Annotated in this window: 16 protein-coding genes; all 16 read left to right on the forward strand. The window is 35.2% G+C overall.

The window, feature by feature from the left end; translation table 11 throughout:
• Positions 1 to 251: 251 nt before the first annotated feature.
• Complete coding sequence (locus tag DM447_RS08980) at positions 252 to 1,379, forward strand: BMP family lipoprotein (protein ID WP_112180900.1); 1,128 nt, start codon at positions 252 to 254, stop codon at positions 1,377 to 1,379.
• A gap of 216 nt (positions 1,380 to 1,595) precedes the next feature.
• Positions 1,596 to 3,104: an ABC transporter ATP-binding protein gene (locus tag DM447_RS08985; RefSeq protein ID WP_112182705.1), complete on the forward strand. Its 1,509-nt coding sequence runs from the start codon at positions 1,596 to 1,598 to the stop codon at positions 3,102 to 3,104.
• Positions 3,104 to 4,150 (forward strand): ABC transporter permease, encoded by a 1,047-nt coding sequence (locus tag DM447_RS08990; protein ID WP_112180901.1) that lies wholly within the window; start codon positions 3,104 to 3,106, stop codon positions 4,148 to 4,150. The genes DM447_RS08985 and DM447_RS08990 overlap by 1 nt, the downstream gene beginning before the upstream one ends.
• Positions 4,151 to 5,104, forward strand: coding sequence for an ABC transporter permease (locus DM447_RS08995; RefSeq protein WP_112180902.1), 954 nt, complete (start codon positions 4,151 to 4,153; stop codon positions 5,102 to 5,104). It begins immediately after the preceding gene.
• Between the two features lie 176 nt (positions 5,105 to 5,280).
• Positions 5,281 to 6,567, forward strand: a complete 1,287-nt coding sequence (gene yfmF, locus DM447_RS09000; RefSeq protein WP_112180903.1) for an EF-P 5-aminopentanol modification-associated protein YfmF — start codon at positions 5,281 to 5,283, stop codon at positions 6,565 to 6,567.
• On the forward strand, positions 6,560 to 7,846 hold the full coding sequence (yfmH, locus tag DM447_RS09005) for an EF-P 5-aminopentanol modification-associated protein YfmH (RefSeq protein WP_112180904.1): 1,287 nt from the start codon (positions 6,560 to 6,562) through the stop codon (positions 7,844 to 7,846). Before yfmF ends, yfmH begins: the two co-directional genes overlap by 8 nt.
• Before the next feature lie 6 nt (positions 7,847 to 7,852).
• Positions 7,853 to 8,572, forward strand: a complete 720-nt coding sequence (gene ymfI, locus DM447_RS09010) for an elongation factor P 5-aminopentanone reductase (RefSeq protein ID WP_112180905.1) — start codon at positions 7,853 to 7,855, stop codon at positions 8,570 to 8,572.
• A 69-nt stretch (positions 8,573 to 8,641) separates the two neighbouring features.
• A complete protein-coding gene (locus DM447_RS09015) occupies positions 8,642 to 8,902 on the forward strand; it encodes a DUF3243 domain-containing protein (RefSeq protein ID WP_112180906.1) in 261 nt (86 codons plus the stop codon).
• 232 nt (positions 8,903 to 9,134) lie between these two features.
• A complete protein-coding gene (locus tag DM447_RS09020) occupies positions 9,135 to 10,034 on the forward strand; it encodes a helix-turn-helix domain-containing protein (RefSeq protein WP_112180907.1) in 900 nt (299 codons plus the stop codon).
• Positions 10,035 to 10,114: 80 nt separating this feature from the next.
• Positions 10,115 to 10,693 (forward strand): CDP-diacylglycerol--glycerol-3-phosphate 3-phosphatidyltransferase, encoded by a 579-nt coding sequence (gene pgsA / locus DM447_RS09025; RefSeq protein ID WP_112180908.1) that lies wholly within the window; start codon positions 10,115 to 10,117, stop codon positions 10,691 to 10,693.
• A complete protein-coding gene (locus DM447_RS09030; RefSeq protein ID WP_112180909.1) occupies positions 10,693 to 11,940 on the forward strand; it encodes a competence/damage-inducible protein A in 1,248 nt (415 codons plus the stop codon). Before pgsA ends, DM447_RS09030 begins: the two co-directional genes overlap by 1 nt.
• A gap of 210 nt (positions 11,941 to 12,150) precedes the next feature.
• Complete coding sequence (recA, locus tag DM447_RS09035; RefSeq protein ID WP_112180910.1) at positions 12,151 to 13,233, forward strand: recombinase RecA; 1,083 nt, start codon at positions 12,151 to 12,153, stop codon at positions 13,231 to 13,233.
• 318 nt (positions 13,234 to 13,551) lie between these two features.
• Positions 13,552 to 15,114, forward strand: coding sequence for a ribonuclease Y (gene rny / locus DM447_RS09040; protein WP_198663115.1), 1,563 nt, complete (start codon positions 13,552 to 13,554; stop codon positions 15,112 to 15,114).
• Between the two features lie 174 nt (positions 15,115 to 15,288).
• Positions 15,289 to 16,086: a TIGR00282 family metallophosphoesterase gene (locus DM447_RS09045; protein WP_112180912.1), complete on the forward strand. Its 798-nt coding sequence runs from the start codon at positions 15,289 to 15,291 to the stop codon at positions 16,084 to 16,086.
• 104 nt (positions 16,087 to 16,190) lie between these two features.
• The gene (locus tag DM447_RS09050; protein WP_112180913.1) at positions 16,191 to 16,451 is read left to right on the forward strand and encodes a stage V sporulation protein S; all 261 of its coding nucleotides are present in this window, start codon (positions 16,191 to 16,193) and stop codon (positions 16,449 to 16,451) included.
• Positions 16,452 to 16,534: 83 nt separating this feature from the next.
• Positions 16,535 to 17,461 (forward strand): dipeptidase, encoded by a 927-nt coding sequence (locus DM447_RS09055; protein WP_112180914.1) that lies wholly within the window; start codon positions 16,535 to 16,537, stop codon positions 17,459 to 17,461.
• Positions 17,462 to 17,555 lie beyond the last annotated feature (94 nt).

A 17,555-nucleotide genomic window follows, 5' to 3' on the forward strand; every position in this document is an offset into this window, starting at 1 on the left:
TTCTCGAATTAAAAGTGTTATATTATTCTTTGACTATATTATTAGTATTTTTCATATGAACTGATAGGTAGGACAACCATTTACTTTCACAAAAGTTAAGTATACATAATGTGGATTAGTTTTTAAAAGTTAATTTTTAAGTTGTATTGTTAGAAAAAGAATGTTAAATTCCATACTTTTAGGAGGTGGTGCGCAACATCGGGTTTTAGCAAAGTTTAAGGGTTAACATAAAAATTATTGGGGGTATTTCGTTGAGAAAAAATCGTTTATTACTTATTTTAGGTTTATTATTAGCAGCTGTTTTAATTTTAGGGGCTTGTGGTACTTCTGATGAAGAGGATACTTCAAGTGAAGATACAAGTTCAGAAGATACTACAGAAGATGCAACAGAGGACACAGAAGAGGAAGTTGATTATAAAGTTGCAATGGTTACTGATGTTGGTGGAGTAGATGACAAATCATTTAACCAATCAGCATGGGAAGGTTTAGGTGCATTTGGTGCAGATAATGGCTTAGTAGAAGACGAAGGTTATACGTATGCACAATCTGATCAAGATGCAGACTTTTTACCAAACTTAAACCGCTTAGTACAACAAGATTTTAATTTGATCTTTGGTGTAGGCTATAAATTAGCTGAAGCACTTGGAGAAGTTGCAGGTCAAAATCCTGATACGAATTTCGCTATTATTGACTCAGTTGTAGAAGGTGATAACGTTGCGAGTATTACATTTGCTGAACAAGAAGGATCTTTCTTAGTAGGTGTTGCTGCAGCAATGAAGTCTGAATCAGGTAAAGTAGGTTTTATTGGTGGAGAAGAAAGTGATTTAATTAAACGTTTTGAAACTGGTTTTGTTGCTGGTGTTGCTTCAGTAGATCCAGAAATTGAAGTGGTAAGAGAATATGCCGCATCATTTGCTGATGCAGCTAAAGGTAAAGCAATTGCAGCTAGTATGTATAACGATGGTGTAGATGTAATTTATCACTCATCAGGTGCAACTGGTAATGGTGTATTTGCTCAAGCAAAAGATATTAAAAATAGTGATCCAGATGCTAATGTTTGGGTTATCGGTGTAGACCGTGATCAATATGATGAAGGTGCAATCAATGATACAAATGTTACGCTTACTTCTATGCTAAAACGTGTAGATGTTGCAGTTAACGATTTAGCAACACAAGGTTTAAATGGTGAATTCCCAGGTGGGGAAGTTCTTACATTTGGTCTTGCTGAAGATGGTGTTGGTGTCGCTACTACTAACGAAGAAGCGTTCACTGAAGATATAGCAACAGCTGTTGAGGAATCCAAGCAACAGGTTCTTGATGGAACAATTGAAGTTCCAACAACAGATGACGAATTAGACGCGTATCTAGAATCTCTTTAAAAAGTAAGAAAAGGCTAGAATTTTCTAGCCTTTTTCTTACTATAAATACTTAATTGTTAACTAATAATAAATTACAGAATAGGTGCACATAAATAAGTGTGCGTTAAAGTCATTAAATGAAGAGCTAACTCGCCCCTTTTCATTTGACGATTTTATTTTAATTCTCAAGAGAGAACCGTATAAGGAGTGGGGATTTTGGATAACTATGTAGTCGAAATGCTTCGAATACGAAAAGAATTTCCGGGTATCGTTGCAAATAATAATATTACGTTACAAGTAAAGCAAGGAGAGATTCATGCTCTTCTAGGCGAAAATGGTGCTGGAAAGTCAACGTTAATGAATGTTTTATTTGGTTTGTATCAACCAGAAAAAGGTGAAATAAAAGTAAAGGGGAAAAGTGTTAAAATAACTGATCCCAATGTTTCAAACAAACTAGGAATTGGAATGGTGCATCAACATTTCATGTTAGTTGATACATTTACTGTTACGCAAAATATTATACTAGGTAAAGAACCGCGAAAAAATGGACAAATAGATATCAAAAAAGCTGAGAAAGATATTGTTGAACTTTCCCAAAAATACGGTTTACATGTTGATCCAAACGCAAAGATTCGTGATATTTCGGTTGGAATGCAACAACGTGTTGAGATATTGAAAACACTTTATCGTGGTGCTGAGGTACTCATTCTGGATGAACCTACAGCGGTATTAACACCACAAGAAATAAAAGAGTTAATGGCAATAATGAAATCATTAATTAGTGAAGGGATTTCTATTATCTTAATTACACATAAACTAAAAGAAATTTTAGATGTATGTGATCGTTGTACAGTTATTCGTAAGGGAGAAGGTATTGGTACAGTAACGGTTAAAGACACCAATGCGAATGAACTTGCTTCTTTAATGGTTGGTAGAGACATTAGTTTCTCAACAGATAAAACACCTGCACAACCAAAAGAAAAGGTATTGACGATCAATAATTTGTTTGTAAAAGATCTTCGAAATGCCATGATGGTAAAAGATTTGAATTTAGATGTAAAAGCTGGCGAGATTGTTGGTATTGCAGGTATTGATGGAAATGGACAGACTGAATTAATTGAAGCAATAACAGGTTTAAGACCTTCTGAATCTGGTGAAATTTTAGTGCATGATAAGGTAATAACGAATATGTCACCGAGAAAAGTTACTGAATCAGGTGTCGCACATATTCCACAGGATCGTCATAAATTTGGTTTGGTTCTAGATTTTCCAATTGGAGAAAATATGATATTACAAACTTATTATCAGAAGCCATATGCTAATAAAGGTGTCTTATCATTTAAACGTATATATGAATATGCTAAAGGACTAATTAGTGAGTATGATGTGCGTACGCCTAGTGTCTATACAAAAGCAAGAGCGTTATCTGGTGGAAATCAGCAAAAAGCAATTATTGCACGTGAAGTTGATCGTTCGCCTGATTTATTAATAGCTGCTCAACCAACCCGTGGTTTAGATGTGGGTGCAATTGAATTTATTCATAAAAAGTTAATAGAAGAACGCGATAAAGGGCGGGCTGTTTTACTATTATCATTTGAATTAGATGAAATTATGAATGTAAGTGACAGAATTGCAGTTATGTTTGATGGTAATATTGTTGCAAATCTTAAACCTGAAGAAACAAATGAACAAGAATTAGGCTTATTGATGGCTGGTAGTAGTAAGCAGAAAGCAGGTGAACATTAATGTTTTCTAATCGCCTATTTAACATATTAATACCAACAATTTCTGTCTTTTTAGGTCTTTTAGCAGGTGCCATTATTATGCTTGCTTTTGGCTATAATCCTATCGAGGGATACATCGCATTATGGAATGGGGCTTTTGGAAGCAGTTATTTCTTTGGAGAAACAATTCGACAGGTTACACCATACATATTTACAGGTCTAGCAGTAGCATTTGCTTTTCGTAGTGGGCTGTTTAATATTGGTGCAGAAGGTCAAGTAATTGTTGGTTGGCTTGTGGCAGTTTGGATTGGTTCAAGTTTTGAAGCGCCAATGATTATACATTTACCACTTACCATCTTAGGTGCAGCTTTAGCGGGAGCCTTTTGGGGATTTATACCTGGTTTGTTAAAAGCAACAAAGGGTGTACATGAAGTTATTATTACAATTATGATGAATTATATTGCGTTACACTTATCTAATTATATGATCCGAAATGTATTGACAGATAATCAAGATTCATCAAATCGAATTGCAGATAGTGCGTCTCTTTCTTCAACTTGGTTAATGGAATTGACCGATTATTCACGTATACATTGGGGAATACTCATCGCTCTTTTCGCTGCATTTATCATGTGGTTTTTAATAGAAAAAACAACTGCTGGATATGAATTTAGAGCTGTTGGTTTTAATCCTAATGCTTCAAAGTATGCAGGAATTAACGTGAAGAAAAATATTATACTATCAATGGTCATTTCGGGTGCATTTGCTGGTTTGGCTGGTGCTATGGAAGGCCTTGGAACATTCGGTTACATGCCTTCACACTCAGCATTTACTAACTTAGGATTTGATGGTATCGCTGTCGCATTATTAGGTGGTAATGCTGCTTTAGGTACTGTAATTGCCGCTTTCTTATTTGGAAGTCTAAAGGTCGGTGCATTAAACATGCCAACTTCAGCAGGTGTTCCTTCTGAATTAGTTGAAATTGTTATTGCATTAATCATCTTTTTTGTAGCTTCAAGCTACTTTATTCGTTGGATTTTACTTCGATTTAAAAAGGAGGGGAAGTAAATGGCATTTATTGATTCGCTACAATCAATTATACCAATCGCCTTGTTTTATTCTGCTCCTCTTATCTTCACTGCACTTGGTGGTGTCGTTAGTGAACGTTCAGGTGTTGTAAACATTGGTTTAGAAGGTCTAATGGTAATGGGTGCGTTTGTTGGAATTGTATTCAACTTAACCTTTGCAGATGTATTTGGTGCTGCTACACCTTGGATTTCGATTATTGCTGCGGCTGTAGTCGGAGGGATTTTCGCTTTATTACATGCTGTAGCTTCTATTACATTCCGTGCTGATCAAGTTGTTAGTGGTGTTGCAATTAACTTTTTAGCAGTTGGACTTGGTGTATTTTTAACGAAACAGTGGTATGGAAAAGGACAAACGGATATGGTACAACAACCATTTTATTCTAAATCCGTTCCGATCCTTTCAGAAATTCCAGTTATAGGAGAAATGTTTTTTGCTAGAGCATATTACACTTCTTACTTAGCTATTTTCCTTGCCTTTGTTGGCTGGTTTGTTTTGTATAAAACAACGTTTGGATTACGCCTTCGGTCAGTTGGAGAGCATCCGATGGCAGCTGATACAAATGGAATAAACGTTTATAAAATGCGGTATATTGCTGTTATCTTATCAGGTGCATTAGGTGGTCTAGGTGGGGCTGTATTCGCACTCACTATTGCGTTAAATTTCTCTGGATCAACGATTGTAGGTCAAGGGTTTATGGCGTTAGCAGCTGTTATTTTTGGGAAATGGCACCCACTTGGTGCTTTAGGTGCAGCTTTATTCTTCGGTTTTGCACAAAGTTTAAGTGTCTCAGGTCTTCCAATATTAGATAATGTACCTGATGTTTATTTAACTATTGCACCATACTTATTAACTATTCTCGCGTTAGCTGGATTTATTGGTAGGGCAGAGGCACCAAAAGCAAGTGGTGACCCATATATTAAAGGTAGCCGTTAATTAGATAGTTTTCATTCGTAAACATAGTATAGATAAGAACACAAAAGAGCCTGGTAATTGTTACCGGGCTCTTTTTCTAGTAAAATGTATTTTAGGGTTATATTAATGGATAGGAAAGATATATATTAACAATGCTATGTACATCAATGTACATTAGATTTAGAGGAGGAAATGTAATGACTTTTGTCACAGAAGATGTAACAGAGCAACAAGGTTACAACTTACATGTTTTACAAAGTAAAAAATTTAAAACAATTCACCTTACAGTGAAATTAAAATCACCATTAAATCGTGAAAATATCACAGAAAGAGCTTTGCTTCCTTTTGTATTGCAACAAGGAACGAATAAGTATCCAACATCAAGTCTATTTCGTAGGGCATTAGATGACCTATTTGGCGCAACCTTGTCTATTGATAGTGCCAAAAAAGGAAATGATCATGTTATGAGTTTCAGGATGGAGATAGCAAATCAAACATACTTATCGACGGAGCAAAACATTCTTGAGGAAGCGTTACAGTTCTTAAGTGATGTCATTTATGATTCCAAAATGATAAAGGAAGCATTCGATCAAACAATTGTCAGTAGAGAAAAACAAACATTGAAACAAAAAATAAATGCAGTAGTTGATAATAAAATGAGCTATGCGAACATGCGTTTAATTGATAAAATGTGTGAGGGAGAAGCTTATAGTCTACATGTGCATGGTTATCAGGAGGATTTAAATCGGATAGATGAAAAAAGTTTATATACTTACTATCAACAACTACTACAAGAAGATCAAATGGATGTTTATGTGTTGGGTGACTTAGAAAATATTGATGTAAATAAATTAATTCCGTCTTATTTCAATAAAAAAAGAAATCCAAAGCTTATTGAAATTGAGCACGATCAAAAAGAACAAAGTGAGCCTAAGGAAATTATTGAAGAGCAAGCGATGCAACAAGGCAAATTACATTTAGGATATAGAACAAACATAACCTTTCGTGATGATGCGTACCCTGCACTCCAAATATTCAATGCTATTTTTGGAGGTTTTCCAAGTTCGAAGTTATTTATTAATGTGCGCGAGAAAAATAGCTTAGCTTACTATGCATCCTCTCGTTTTGAAAGTCATAAAGGTTTATTATTTGTTTTTAGTGGAATTGATCCAAAAGACTACGCAAAAGCAAAAGGGATTATAGTGGAACAAATGGATGCAATGGTTAATGGTGATTTTACTGAAGAACAGATAGAGGAAGCAAAAAAATTAGTTGTTAACCAGTGGAAAGAAACGTTAGATCATCCAGATGGTTTAGTAGAAATATTATATCATCAAGTGTTGGCAGGAGCGGAACGATCACCAGATCAATTTGTTAAAGAGATTAACCAAGTTTCTAAGGATAACCTTTTGGAAGTTGGCCAAAAGATCCAGTTAGATACCGTCTACTTTCTAACAGCACAAGGGGGTAACGAAAATGCATAAACAAACATATGACCAATTAAAAGAAACGGTATATACAGAAACACTCAATAATGGTTTACGTGTCTTTTTATTACCTAAACCTGAAATGACCAAAACATTTGGTATTTTCACCACGGACTATGGATCAATTGATCAATCTTTTACACCGATTAATCAAAAGGAGCATGTAACGGTTCCAGATGGCATTGCTCATTTCTTAGAACATAAATTATTTGAAAAAGAAGATCGTGATGTTTTCCAAGATTTCACCAAACGTGGAGCATCCGCTAATGCATTTACTTCCTTTACAAAAACAGCTTATTTATTCTCTTCTACAACAGAAGTTGAAAATAATATAGAAACGTTATTGGACTTTGTTCAAGATCCTTATTTTTCAGATCAGTCAGTTGAAAAAGAAAAAGGAATTATTGCACAAGAAATTCAAATGTATGATGATCAACCAGATTGGCGTTCGTTTTTTGGAACACTAAAAAGTATGTATCATCATCATCCAGTTCAAACTGATATTGCTGGTACGGTTGCTTCGATACAAGATATTACAAAAGAAGATTTATATACCTGTTACCAGACGTTTTATCATCCAGCAAATATGGTTATATCGGTAGCAGGAAATTTTGACCCTGATCAAATGATGGAACTTATCCGTTCAAATCAACAGGCTAAAACATTTAGCCCATTAGAAAAGATTGAACGCTCATTTCCAGATGAACCTGATACAGTTGCTAATTCGAAGGAAGTATTGGAAATGCCTGTGTCAATCTCAAAATGTATGGTCGGTATTAAAGAGAACGCCCAAAAAATTGATGAGTCCTTTATGGAGAAAGACTTATTAGCTGACATGCTTTTAGAACATTTTTACTCGAAAAGTGGTCCTTTCTACCAAGAATTATATGAAAAGAATTTAATTGACGATAGTTTTTCTTTTGAATCTAGTCGAGAGAAGAATTTTGCATTCTCAATTATTGGAGGAAATACAGAAAATCCAGATGAATTAGCTGAAGCGTTGAAAGAGCAATTAATGAGTTGGAATGATATAAAGATAACGGAAGAAGATTTTGTTCGAATGAAGCGTAAAAAAACTGGTGAGTTGTTACGTGGTATGAATAGTTTGGAAAATATGGCGAACCAATTTACACATTATCAATTACTTGGTTTTGATTATTTTAATTTACTCCCTACTACGGAAAAGCTAACTTTAGAAGCAGCTAATACATTTCTAAATAATTGGGTACATGAAATGAATGTTTCTGTTTTTCAAATTGTCCCAGAAAAAGGTTGAGAGTAAATGAAAAAGCATTGCCTTATTCTAGGCGCTAGTGGATCAATTGGATCTGCGATTGCGATGCGTTTAGTTAAAGAAGGGTATACATTATCCTTACATTTTAACCAAGATCATCAGTCCATCAGAAAAATGGTTCAAGCGTTTCCAGATGAAGTAGTATTAGAAGTAATTCAAGCTGACTTAAGTAATAAAGAGGGAATTGACATGTTTCTTGAAAAATTAACTCTATCGCCTACACATATTGCTTTTGCCAGTGGTCAAGCGCATTACGGGTTACTGCAAGATACACCATCTGATGTGATGGATAGCTTATACCATGTACATGTGAAAGCAATGTGGAAGATTACGCAAGCATGCTTACCTTCGATGATTGAGAAGCGAAATGGTAACATTATTGTCATTTCATCCATTTGGGCAGAGATGGGTGCAAGTTTTGAAGTGATTTATTCATCTGTTAAAGGTGCACAGAACAGTTTTGTTAAGGCGGTTGCACAAGAAATTGCAGGGACTGCTATTCGAATTAATGCAGTTAGTCCTGGGTTTATTGATACAAAGATGAATCAACAACTTACAGAAGTTGAGAAACAATCGGTCATTGACAACATTCCAGCAAATAGAGCAGGAAAGCCAGAAGAGGTAGCTGAACTTGTTTGTTTTTTATTTGACGATCAAAAGTCTTCCTACATTAATGGTGAAAACATAAAAATATCTGGTGGCTGGTAAAAATGATGTATATTTTTTATTCCAAATTCAAAAGCTACACGCGTAAGCAAAAAGAAGGAGGAATAAAATATGTCAGTTCTAGATAATTTTGAAACATGGAAAGATTTTCTAGGTGATCGTTTACACCAAGCAGAGGGGCAAGGAATAAGCCAGAACGCCATCTCAGATCTGGCTTATGATATAGGTGATTATTTAACGAATCATGTAGAGCCTAAAAATGATCAAGAAGCTGTAATCAAAGAACTTTGGAATGCAGCAGATCAAAAAGAACAACATGCTATTGCAAATACAATGGTTAAGCTTGTGCAAAGTGAAGGTACAGATCGTTAATGTAACATGAAAGAAATGAAAGTCCTTGCTATTGTTAGCAAGGACTTTTTATTGAAAATTGACTGATTTGTCTTTATTCTTGTATGGTTGAAATTATAAAAATTGTTTAACATATAAAAATTCCCTTTTATAAATCTTGAAAATCATTTATCATAAGAAGATAGTGTATAGAAGATGTGGATTTAATATATAAAGATACTTAGTGATAATAAAGATGGATGGTGTTATATAAATGGAAATTGGATTGAAATTAAAGGAAGCAAGAGAAGCGAAGGGTTTATCGTTAGATGACTTACAAAAAAAGACAAAGATTCAACCGCGGTATTTAAAAGCAATAGAAAAAGGCGACTTTTCTGTCATGCCTGGCAACTTTTATATTCGTGCGTTTATAAAGGAATATGCTGTTGCTGTTGATTTAAATCCTGACGAAGTACTGACTGAGTTTAAACATGAGCTACCTTCTGCTGAAGAGGATACAGTTGAATACACCCGTATTCAGCGTAGTCGAAAAAACACACCATCAACCAAAACACCGGCTGTCTTTTCATTATTGCCAACGGTGATTGCTGTATTGTTAATTATCGGTGTAGCTTTTGTAATTTGGTTATTCACCTCTGATTACTTTTCAGAAGATAGTTCACCAACAACAGAGAATGAAACAAGTGAGCAGAATGGTGGGGATGAGGTGCAATTACCTGCTGAAACAGAAGAAGAGGAGCCAGTAGAGGAAGAAACCGATGAAAATGCGGAAGAGGACGAAAATGCTAGTGAAGCGGAAGATGAAGAAACGGTAGACGAAACAACATTAGAGTTAACTGAGTATGCAAATAACGAATCTACTTATACCCTGACAAATGCGGGGGATAGTTTAGAATTAGTATTTGAAACAGATACAGCGAATTGGTTGGAAGTTGAAAATGATTCAGGTGAAAACTTTTATGAAAGTACATTCCAAGCAACAGAATCACCATTGGAACTGGATCTATCTGGAACAGAACAAATCTATTTGCGTTTTGGTGAACCAACAGAATTATCTATAATGGTTAATGGCGTCACATTAGAATTGTCAGAAGATATTGGTCCAGCTCAAATACAAAGAGTTTGGATTAATGTAGAACAGGATACAGAATAAGTAGAAGCAAACCCTTTTCATCAAACGGTGGGAAGGGTTTATAATTGTGTTAGATATGAACAGGGAGGATTTACTTTATTATGAACATTCCAAATCGCATTACATTGTCACGTATTTTTCTAATTCCGGTATTTATTATTTTATTAACCGTTCCTTTTGAGTGGGGAAGTTGGACGATTGGTAATCAAATCTTACCAGTTGTTGATTTTGTTGCAGCAATGCTATTTATTCTGGCTTCCGCTACAGATTGGGTGGATGGTTACTATGCTAGAAAACATAATCTTATTACAAACTTAGGAAAGTTTTTAGACCCTATGGCAGATAAATTATTAGTAACTGCCGCATTTATTTTATTAATAGAAATGGAAATGGTTCCGGCGTGGATTGTTATTATTATTATTAGTCGTGAGTTTGCTGTGACAGGATTGCGTTTGGTAGCAGCTGGGGAAGGACTTGTTTTAGCAGCAGGGCAAATGGGTAAATTAAAAACGGTATTTCAATTGGCAGCTATTTCCGTGTTATTGTTACATAACTTTCCTTTTTCTTATATAGGTTTTCCTTTTGGTTCCATTCTACTTTATGTAGCTTTAGCATTAACGGTAGTATCTGGCGTTGATTATTTCATTAAAAATTGGCATGTAATGAAAGGATCGAAGTAATGCAAACATACAATGCAGAAATTATAGGAGTAGGAACAGAACTATTATTAGGTCAAATTTCAAATACGAATGGACAGTGGATTTCTAGTCAACTAGCAGACAAGGGTATTAGTGTATTTTATCATCAGGTGGTTGGTGATAATTTAGAACGTGTTAAGACGACTTTTTCAGCTGCGGCTGACCGGTCTGATCTGGTTCTAATTACTGGTGGTCTTGGTCCAACGGATGATGATTTAACACGGGAAGCTTTTCAGGCATTAACAGGAAAATCGCTTGAAGAAAATGAAGAGATTATCGAAAAAATTTCCGGTTATTTCAATAGAACAAATAAACAAATGTCAGTTAATAACCGTAAACAAGCACAAGTGTTTACAGATGCGGTTATTATACCCAACCAGGAGGGAACTGCACCTGGAATGATTGTTAGGTATAATAAGGCACTGTTCATATTTATGCCTGGTGTACCAAGAGAAATGAAAGCGATGATGACTAATTTTGTTTTACCATATTTAAAAGAAAATTTAGGTTTGAAAACAATTATTAAATCTAGAATGCTAAAATTTATCGGTATTAGTGAATCACAATTAGAAACAGATGTGAAGCAAGTAATAGATAAACAAGACAATCCAACAATTGCCCCCTTAGCAACAGATGGTGAGGTAGCACTTCGGATTACAGCTAAAGCTGATACGGAATCAAATGCTGATCGAATGATCGAAAAAACGGAAGCAGAAATAAAGGCTACAGTCGGTCACTACTTTTATGGTTATGATAATACAACGATCAATCATACTGTTTTACGTCTATTATTAGAAAAGAAGTTAACGATCGCAGCAGCGGAAAGTTTAACAGGTGGTCGGTTTGCTGACGCGCTTGTTTCAATACCCGGGGCAGGAGACGTATTTCAAGGTAGTATTGTTAGTTATGCCGCGTCATCCAAGGTAGATGTATTAAACATACCTGAGCACGTAATAGAGAAAGAGGGCGTCGTAAGTGAAGCATGTTCTTATGAGATGGCCATGCGTGTTCGCGAGAAATTTGATGCATCAATTGGTATCAGTTTTACAGGCGTAGCTGGACCAGATCCTTCAGAAGGAAAAGAAGTAGGAACGGTGTTCATTAGTATTGTGGAGAAAGGTAAAGAAGTACTAACGAGATCGTACTATTTTCCTGGAGAAAGAAATACCATTCGAAATAGATCAGTAAAAAAAGGTATGGAATTATTATATAAGTGGTTAGTCAGTTAATATTATTTTAGTTTAAATTTTTTGTGGAATATGATGTAATGTGATTTTATCTGTGGTAAATTAGCTTAAAATTGAAAATCACACTAAATAAATAACAAAATTGGAAATAAAAAAGTTCTGAATTTTTGGGAACATTTATTCGCTTTTTGCTTGTTAAATCTCATAAAACAAGTTATGATAGATATAGTTAAATGACGAGGGGGAAATAATGTGAGCGATCGTAAACAAGCCTTAGATATGGCGTTAAAACAAATAGAAAAGCAATTTGGTAAAGGTTCCGTTATGAAATTAGGAGAACGTCCGGAACAAAAAGTTGCTACTGTGTCAAGTGGTTCTTTAGCTTTAGATGTAGCGTTAGGTGTTGGTGGATACCCAAGAGGAAGAGTTATTGAGATTTATGGACCAGAATCTTCAGGTAAAACAACTGTTTCCTTACATGCAATAGCTGAAGCACAACGAGAAGGCGGAACAGCTGCTTTTATTGATGCTGAGCATGCGTTAGATCCTATTTACGCTAAAAATTTAGGTGTTAACATAGATGAACTTCTTTTATCACAACCTGATACTGGTGAGCAAGCATTAGAAATTGCTGAGGCACTAGTTCGCAGTGGCGCTGTTGATATGGTAGTTGTTGATTCTGTAGCAGCGCTTGTACCAAAGGCTGAAATTGAAGGTGAAATGGGTGACGCACACGTTGGTTTACAAGCTCGTTTAATGTCTCAAGCATTACGTAAATTATCTGGTGCGATTAACAAATCAAGAACAACAGCTATTTTCATTAACCAAATCCGTGAAAAGGTTGGCGTTATGTTCGGTAGTCCTGAAGTAACACCAGGTGGTCGTGCCTTGAAGTTTTATGCATCGATTCGTTTAGATGTTCGTCGTGCTGAAACATTGAAACAAGGTAATGATATGGTTGGTAATAGAACAAGAATAAAGGTGGTAAAAAACAAAGTTGCTCCTCCGTTTAAACAAGCAGAAGTAGATATCATGTATGGAGAAGGTATCTCAAGAGAAGGTGAAATGCTTGATATGGCTTCAGAAGTAGATATCGTGCTAAAAAGTGGTGCATGGTACTCATATAATGAAGAGCGTCTTGGACAAGGTCGTGAGAATGCGAAACTATTTCTTAAAGAGAATCGCGCTTTAGCAGATGAAATCTATCAAAAAGCTAGAAATCATTATGGTTTAGGTGAAAAAGTAGAAGAAGTAGTAGCGCCTGTTAAAGAAGAAAAGGCTAAGAAAGACGAAAAAGCTAAAAAAGAAGAGAAAAAAGAAGAAAATAAAGTTTAATGCTTTGTTTAACTTATAAAGCTGTTGATGAGACATGAAGTCATGTTTTATCAACAGCTTTTTTATAAATAAGTCTAGAAAGGTGTAATTTTTATCCAAATAGGTATTGACTTTAACGACAATATAATAAATTGTCGTCAGAATATGACGTTTCCTTGACAATACATATATGCAAGATTAGAATTAAAATGTATAATTTTATTAGTAAACAATTATACATTTTGATTAATTATGCATTCATAATGGTAAAACTGTACATGCCGACCTGAAATTGTTTTGTACAAATTTATAGCAAGAGGAGGTGAAACCATGGATTTCATGGATATATTACTAGTAGTCATCTCCAGTTTGCTTACCCTTATCGTCGGTATTGTTGTTGGTTATCTTGTTCGTAAATCTATTGCAGAAAAGAAGATTTCTAGTGCAGAAGAATTAGCGAAACAGATTGTTGAAGAAGGACATCGCAACGCGGAAGTAGCCAAGAAAGAGGCGCTTTTAGAAGCGAAAGATGAAAATCATAAAATTCGTCAACAAGCGGATCAAGATCTTCGTGAGAGAAGAGCTGATTTACAAAAACAAGAGAATCGTCTTATGCAAAAAGAAGAGAATTTGAACAGAAAAGATGAGACGCTTGATAAGCGTGAACTCATGTTAGAGAGAAAAGAAAGTTCGCTAGCAGAAAAACAACAACAAATTGAAGTAATGGAAAGCAAAGTGGGAGCTATGTTAAGCGAGCAACAAACAGAACTTGAAAGAATTTCTGGTTATACAACTGATCAGGCTAGACAAGTTATTCTAGAACGAGTAGAAAAAGAGCTAAGTCATGAATCAGCGGTCATGATTAAAGAATCTGAGAATCGTGTCAAAGAGGAATCGGATAAAAAAGCAAAAGAGATATTATCACTCGCTATGCAACGTTGTGCGGCAGATCATGTGGCTGAAACAACTGTGTCTGTTGTTAATCTTCCAAATGATGAAATGAAAGGTCGAATAATAGGACGTGAAGGACGTAATATTCGTACACTTGAAACATTAACTGGTATTGATTTAATTATAGATGACACACCTGAGGCTGTTATTTTATCTGGTTTTGATCCAATTAGAAGAGAAACGGCACGAATTGCTTTAGAAAAACTAGTACAAGATGGGCGTATTCACCCAGCACGTATTGAAGAAATGGTTGATAAATCAAGACGTGAGGTAGATGAATATATTCGCGAAGTTGGCGAACAATCTACTTTTGAAGTTGGCGTACATGGTCTACACCCTGATTTAGTTAAAATTATTGGTAGATTGAAATATCGTACGAGTTATGGTCAGAATGTATTGAAACACTCTATGGAAGTGGCGCACCTTTCTGGTCTGCTTGCTGCGGAACTTGGAGAAGATGTAACACTTGCAAAAAGAGCTGGTCTACTTCATGATATCGGAAAAGCGATTGACCATGAAGTTGAAGGAAGCCACGTAGAAATAGGTAAAGAATTAGCTATGAAATATAAAGAAAATGAAGTTGTTATTAATTCAATTGCTTCTCACCATGGTGATGAAGAAGCAACTTCTGTTATTTCAGTACTTGTAGCTGCAGCAGATTCTTTATCTGCCGCTAGACCTGGTGCACGTAGCGAAACATTAGAGAATTACATTAAGCGCTTAGAAAAACTAGAAGAGATTTCAGAATCTTATGCTGGGGTAGAAAAATCGTTTGCTATTCAAGCAGGGCGAGAAGTGAGAATCATGGTGAAGCCTGATGAAATTGATGATTTAGAATCATTGCGCATTGCGAGAGAGATTCGTAAACGTATAGAGAATGAACTCAATTATCCAGGACACATAAAAGTAACCGTAATTCGAGAAACAAGAGCAGTAGAATATGCAAAATAAAGCGACCATTGGTCGCTTTATTTTTTTAGATACACTTTTGTCACTTTAAGCGGGTATGTTATGTCGTAGTTTATTAAGAAAATGAATATGATTCTAGTATTTCTATGTTTTGACTTTTTATTATGGATATGTGACACTAAATGTAATTTAAGAGCGAGGAAGGTTCAACTTATAATGAAAATATTATTTATTGGTGATGTAGTAGGCTCACCTGGAAGAAATCAATTGCAACATTACTTACCAAAACTAAAACAAAAATATCAACCACAACTTACAATTGTAAATGGAGAAAATGCTGCAGCTGGAAAAGGAATAACGGAAAAAATATATAAGCAATTCTTAGAGTGGGGCGCTCAAATTATTACAATGGGCAATCATACATGGAATAAGAAAGAAATATTTGAATTTATTGACAGTGCAAAGTATATGATTCGACCAGCCAACTTTCCGGAAGGGACTCCTGGACAGGGCATGCAATATATTAATTGGAACGGAATTAAGATTGCTGTCATTAATTTACAAGGTAGAACATTTTTAGACCCAATTGATGATCCGTTTCGAAAAGCAGATGAACTTGTCGATGAAGCAAGAAAACATACGAATATTATTTTTGTTGATTTCCATGCAGAAGCAACAAGTGAAAAGCAAGCTATGGCGTGGTATTTAGATGGACGTGTTAGCGCTGTCGTAGGGACGCATACGCACACACAGACAGCCGATGAACGTATTTTAGATAGTGGAACTGCCTATATCACTGATGTAGGTATGACAGGGCCATATAACGGTATTTTAGGTACAGATCGGGAAGCTGTAATGAAACGGTTCTTAACAAGCTTGCCCGTTCGTTTTGAAGTAACAGATGAAGGTAAAGATCAACTAAATGGTGTCATCATTGATATTGATGATAAAACAGGAAAAGCAAAGAATATCAAACGAATTTTAATTAATGATGATCATCCATTCTTTTCTTAATAGTTGATTTATTTGGAATACAGTTCATAATAAAAGTAATAACTATCATCTCCAAGAATATAGTAAAAGTGGAACTACTATAGTTAATGAAGGAGGTAGCAGGAATGGACGTATTAAAAGTTTCAGCAAAATCAAATCCTAATTCAGTAGCAGGAGCACTTGCGAATGTTCTAAGAGAACGCGGTACAGCAGAGCTTCAGGCAATTGGCGCCGGTGCAATAAATCAAGGCGTTAAAGCAGTAGCAATCGCAAGAGGGTTCGTTGCACCCAGTGGTGTTGATCTAATTTGTATTCCGGCTTTTACCGATATTATGATTGATAATGAGGAACGAACAGCAATTAAGCTGATCGTAGAACCTAGGTAATACAAAGACAACCTGTTTGCATTCCGCGCAAACAGGATTTTTTTGTTAACCATTAATTTTTCAAAAGAAAAGAGTGAAGATTTATGATTATTGATGCGCATTGTGATGTGTTGTTGAAGCTTTGGGAAGAAGACATATCATTTAAATCAAGCGATAAATTACAAATAAATGAGAGAAAATGGAAGGAAAGTCCAGTTAAGGTACAATGTTTTGCGATTTTTGTTCCACCAGAAGTTCCAGATGATATACAATTTCAAGTTGCATTAGAAATGATTACAATTTTCTTTGAAAAAATCATTCAACCATATGACGATATAAAATTTATATCAAATAAACAAGATTTACAAACGTTAAAACCGAATGAACGTGGTGCGATCTTGACACTTGAAGGCTGTCAAGTTATCGGGCGTGACTTGAATAAATTGAAAACATTAATTCGATTAGGTGTTCGAGCGGTAGGTTTGACTTGGAATGAAGCAAATGCTGTTAGTGATGGAATTGGGGAAAAACGTGGAGCAGGTTTAAGTAGTTTTGGTGAACAAGTGATTAATATATTGAATGAAGAACAAATTTGGACCGATGTTTCACATATTTCTTATCAAGGATTTTTTGACGTTATCAAACGTGCTGACTATGTGATGGCATCTCATTCTAATGTTTCACAACTATGTGATCATAGGAGAAATCTGGATGATAAGCAAATTCAATTATTAATAAAGAAAAAGGGCTGGATCGGCGTTACATTTGTTCCATATTTCACACGGAGAAAAGAACCTGTTAGCTACGAACATGTAATCGAACATATCTTATATTATGTAGAACAAGGTGCAGAAGATTGTTTGGGCTTCGGTTCTGATTTTGATGGAATAGAAACTTATATTAATGGTTTGGAATATATTACTGGTTATCAGGAGTTTCAGAATGCTTTGAGAGCACAATTATCTACTGATCAGTTTATAAAAATAACATATCAAAACTTCATCAATAAATTTCCAAGAGTAAAAGAATAGCTGAAAAAGTTTTGTTTTTACTCAGAATTCTTGCTATAATAGTACAATTGGATTGATTGGTATGAATCGACTTGAACTAGGTATTTTACTAGTC

Source organism: Paraliobacillus zengyii (assembly GCF_003268595.1).
Taxonomy (GTDB): Bacteria; Bacillota; Bacilli; order Bacillales; family Amphibacillaceae; genus Paraliobacillus_A; species Paraliobacillus_A zengyii.

Excerpts from the sequence above, each read along its gene's own strand:
- DM447_RS08985 (WP_112182705.1), top strand. The coding sequence starts at position 1,596 with ATGCTTCGAATACGAAAAGAATTTCCGGGTATCGTTGCAAATAATAAT.
- DM447_RS08990 (WP_112180901.1), top strand. The coding sequence starts at position 3,104 with ATGTTTTCTAATCGCCTATTTAACATATTAATACCAACAATTTCTGTC.
- DM447_RS08995 (WP_112180902.1), top strand. The coding sequence starts at position 4,151 with ATGGCATTTATTGATTCGCTACAATCAATTATACCAATCGCCTTGTTT.
- yfmF (WP_112180903.1), top strand. The coding sequence starts at position 5,281 with ATGACTTTTGTCACAGAAGATGTAACAGAGCAACAAGGTTACAACTTA.
- yfmH (WP_112180904.1), top strand. The coding sequence starts at position 6,560 with ATGCATAAACAAACATATGACCAATTAAAAGAAACGGTATATACAGAA.
- ymfI (WP_112180905.1), top strand. The coding sequence starts at position 7,853 with ATGAAAAAGCATTGCCTTATTCTAGGCGCTAGTGGATCAATTGGATCT.
- DM447_RS09015 (WP_112180906.1), top strand. The coding sequence starts at position 8,642 with ATGTCAGTTCTAGATAATTTTGAAACATGGAAAGATTTTCTAGGTGAT.
- DM447_RS09020 (WP_112180907.1), top strand. The coding sequence starts at position 9,135 with ATGGAAATTGGATTGAAATTAAAGGAAGCAAGAGAAGCGAAGGGTTTA.
- pgsA (WP_112180908.1), top strand. The coding sequence starts at position 10,115 with ATGAACATTCCAAATCGCATTACATTGTCACGTATTTTTCTAATTCCG.
- DM447_RS09030 (WP_112180909.1), top strand. The coding sequence starts at position 10,693 with ATGCAAACATACAATGCAGAAATTATAGGAGTAGGAACAGAACTATTA.
- rny (WP_198663115.1), top strand. The coding sequence starts at position 13,552 with ATGGATATATTACTAGTAGTCATCTCCAGTTTGCTTACCCTTATCGTC.
- DM447_RS09045 (WP_112180912.1), top strand. The coding sequence starts at position 15,289 with ATGAAAATATTATTTATTGGTGATGTAGTAGGCTCACCTGGAAGAAAT.
- DM447_RS09050 (WP_112180913.1), top strand. The coding sequence starts at position 16,191 with ATGGACGTATTAAAAGTTTCAGCAAAATCAAATCCTAATTCAGTAGCA.
- DM447_RS09055 (WP_112180914.1), top strand. The coding sequence starts at position 16,535 with ATGATTATTGATGCGCATTGTGATGTGTTGTTGAAGCTTTGGGAAGAA.